Raw genomic sequence first — 2,360 nt, 5'->3', positions numbered from 1 at the left:
CATCACGATCGTCCCGCCGTGTCCGGTCCACCTCCACGGGTTCGGCGGCCTCCACCGCGGGCACGGAGGTATCGGCCTCGAGTTCGGCGACGCGTTTGCGAAGCCGGCGGTTCTCGACCTCGAGGGGGCTCTTCTTCCCGGTGAGCCACGGGTCGTGCTCCCACCAGTCGATCCCCACTTCCCTCGCGGTTTCCAGCGAGGCGATGACCAGCCGCACCTTGATGGTGAGCAGTTCGATATCGAGGAGGTTCACCTGAATATCGCCCGCGATCACCAGGCCCTTGTCGAGCACCCGCTCGAGGATGTCCCCCAGATTCGTCGACTGCCCGCCTCCGCCACCGATTCCCACGGAGGACGGCGCCCTGCCCTGATTGCCGCCGGCAAGGGTCATGATTGATCGCCTCTCCCGGCGGTGGTGCCACGCATGTAGCGGTGGGTTCGCCGATAAGACAACAGTGCTCCGTCGAGATCCAGCACCACCTCGTACAGGGCCAGCATGTCCGCCGACGACGGGATGCGCCGGTCTTCGAGCACCTCCACCTCCACCGTCCACCCGGCGTCGCTGGGCATCACCGACGTCGCACCGAGTGTCTCCTTACCGGTCAGCTCGGTGATCTCACGAAGCGCGACCTGGGCGACGGCCGGGGCCGACAGCTGCGCGGGCTCGTCCTCGGCCATCGCGTCACTCCTTCTCCGATGTGGGTGGTCGCTCCTGCGGCGGGGGCGTCAACCGGTTGAGGATCTCCTGCTGCGCCTGCTCTTCCTCCTCCGCGGAGATCTCACCGCGGGCGCGGGCTTCCTCGAGTTCCTCCAGATCCCGGCGCACGCTCGCGGGATTGTGCAGTTCCTCCTCGACCTGCCGCTGGATTACCTCCGCCAGTGCAATCACTCCGCGCACCGGCGCCAACGGGAGAGTGGCGATGAAGGTGATCAGACCCATTTCTCAGCCCTCCGGTTTCTGGGTGACCACGAAGTCGTACGGCGCCAGCGGGCCGAGTACGCGCATCTCCACGCGACTCTCCCAGTCCTGGGCCAGATCACCGACGGTCTGCTCGAGTTCCTTTTGGCGGGCCACCTCGACGAGAACCGCCACCTGCGCGGCGTCCTTCTCATGCGTGGGTTCGCGTACGTTGATCGACGCGGCGAGCGGTGTGAGCGCCTCGATCACTTTCTGCGTATCCGCCTCCCGCTTGGCCGCGATCGTATTGTTGATCAGTTCACCGAGCGCCATCCGGGCATCCCGGGTGGCGTCTTCGGGTTTGTCCCGGATCTCCTGTCGTAACCGTTCCGCGTCCTCGTTCTCGGCCAGGATCTCGGCCAGGATCGCGTTTTCGACGTACCGGCCCTTCACGACGTACTGGGCGTGGCCCTCGAGTTCCTTCAGGGCCGCGGCAAACTGTTCTTCATGTTCTGCGAGCAGTTCGTCCTTCACCGCTTCGGCGTCGGTCAGGACGGCACCGAACCGCAACGGAAGCACCGGCGCCACACGGGACGTCCCGTCGAGGATGCGTGCGTGCGTGCGAAGATCCTCCGGTGTGCCGAGCGCCCGGTCGATCTCGATCTCGCTGACCAGCGCCGCGATATCGCCGTGCCGCACGGTACTCACGGCGCCGTCCGCAACACCCGTGGCGTCCGTCTCGGCTTCCACATCCGCCGGCACGATGCCGTACACGTAGACCCCGGAGGTGCGTGCCCGTTCGGGGGCCTCGGTGGTCTGGTCCGGACCCGACATCACTTCTCCCTCCCGCCGGACCGCCGAGGCGCGGGTTCACGCTGCGCCTCCTGTCCGCCGAGCAGCTCACCGAGCTTCTCCCCGGCCGCATCCAGCGCACCCTTCGTCTTGTGTTTGGCGCCGCCCTCGGTCACGTCCTGCACCACGTCGGTCAACCCCTCGGGCTCCGACCCGATCTCGAGCCGGTTCACCGCCTCCGCGAAACGCAAATACGTGTCGACACTGGCCACCACGATGCGTGCGTCGATGGTCACCAACTCGATGCCCACGAGCGAGAGTCGCACGTAGGCGTCGATCACGAGGCCCTTGTCCAGGATCGTGTCGACCACGTCGGCCAGGCTGCTCGAACTCGGCCCGCCGCCAGCACCTCCCCCGCCTCCTGCGGGTTGTATCGCCGTAGTCATGCGCGCGCTCCTCGCTTCCGGCTCGCTGGACGGGCGGACTCCGATTCGCTGCGCCGGGTGCGAGCCCGTCGCCTGGGCCGTTCCGGTTCCTCCGGCTCCGGTTCGACGTCTACTTCCTCGTCCGACTCCGCGGGTTCCTCTTCTTCGTCGGGTTCCTCTTCTTCGTCGGGTTCCTCTTCTTCGTCAAGTTCCTCCTCTTCGTCCGGTTCTGCTTCGTCCGGTTC

At 66.7% G+C, this 2,360-nt stretch carries 6 protein-coding genes; all 6 read right to left on the bottom strand.

Annotation, left to right across the window (positions count from 1 at the left end; all coding sequences use genetic code 11):
* A partial coding sequence (locus WAW17_RS04085) for a gas vesicle protein (protein WP_422331732.1) occupies positions 1-391 on the bottom strand: 391 nt, incomplete at its 3' end.
* On the bottom strand, positions 388-678 hold the full coding sequence (locus WAW17_RS04080; protein ID WP_422331731.1) for a gas vesicle protein: 291 nt from the start codon (positions 676-678) through the stop codon (positions 388-390). The genes WAW17_RS04080 and WAW17_RS04085, both read right to left, overlap by 4 nt.
* Positions 679-682: 4 nt before the next feature.
* Positions 683-940: a gas vesicle protein GvpG gene (locus WAW17_RS04075; protein ID WP_422331730.1), complete on the bottom strand. Its 258-nt coding sequence runs from the start codon at positions 938-940 to the stop codon at positions 683-685.
* A 3-nt stretch (positions 941-943) separates the two neighbouring features.
* Positions 944-1,732 (bottom strand): GvpL/GvpF family gas vesicle protein, encoded by a 789-nt coding sequence (locus WAW17_RS04070; RefSeq protein WP_422331729.1) that lies wholly within the window; start codon positions 1,730-1,732, stop codon positions 944-946.
* Positions 1,732-2,136 carry a gas vesicle protein GvpJ gene (gvpJ, locus tag WAW17_RS04065; RefSeq protein ID WP_422331728.1) on the bottom strand — a complete coding sequence of 135 codons (405 nt, stop codon included), beginning with the start codon at positions 2,134-2,136 and terminating at the stop codon, positions 1,732-1,734. Before gvpJ ends, WAW17_RS04070 begins: the two co-directional genes overlap by 1 nt.
* The coding region (locus WAW17_RS04060) for a hypothetical protein (protein WP_422331727.1) at positions 2,133-2,360 on the bottom strand (228 nt) is incomplete at its 5' end. The genes gvpJ and WAW17_RS04060, both read right to left, overlap by 4 nt.

This window comes from Rhodococcus sp. (in: high G+C Gram-positive bacteria) (genome assembly GCF_049286785.1).
Taxonomy (GTDB): domain Bacteria; phylum Actinomycetota; class Actinomycetes; order Mycobacteriales; family Mycobacteriaceae; genus Rhodococcus_F.
The sequence above is the reverse complement of the archived record's forward strand: the minus strand, read 5'-3'. Positions and strand labels throughout refer to the sequence as shown.

Excerpts from the sequence above, each read along its gene's own strand:
- WAW17_RS04080 (WP_422331731.1), bottom strand. The coding sequence starts at position 678 with ATGGCCGAGGACGAGCCCGCGCAGCTGTCGGCCCCGGCCGTCGCCCAG.
- WAW17_RS04075 (WP_422331730.1), bottom strand. The coding sequence starts at position 940 with ATGGGTCTGATCACCTTCATCGCCACTCTCCCGTTGGCGCCGGTGCGC.
- WAW17_RS04070 (WP_422331729.1), bottom strand. The coding sequence starts at position 1,732 with ATGTCGGGTCCGGACCAGACCACCGAGGCCCCCGAACGGGCACGCACC.
- gvpJ (WP_422331728.1), bottom strand. The coding sequence starts at position 2,136 with ATGACTACGGCGATACAACCCGCAGGAGGCGGGGGAGGTGCTGGCGGC.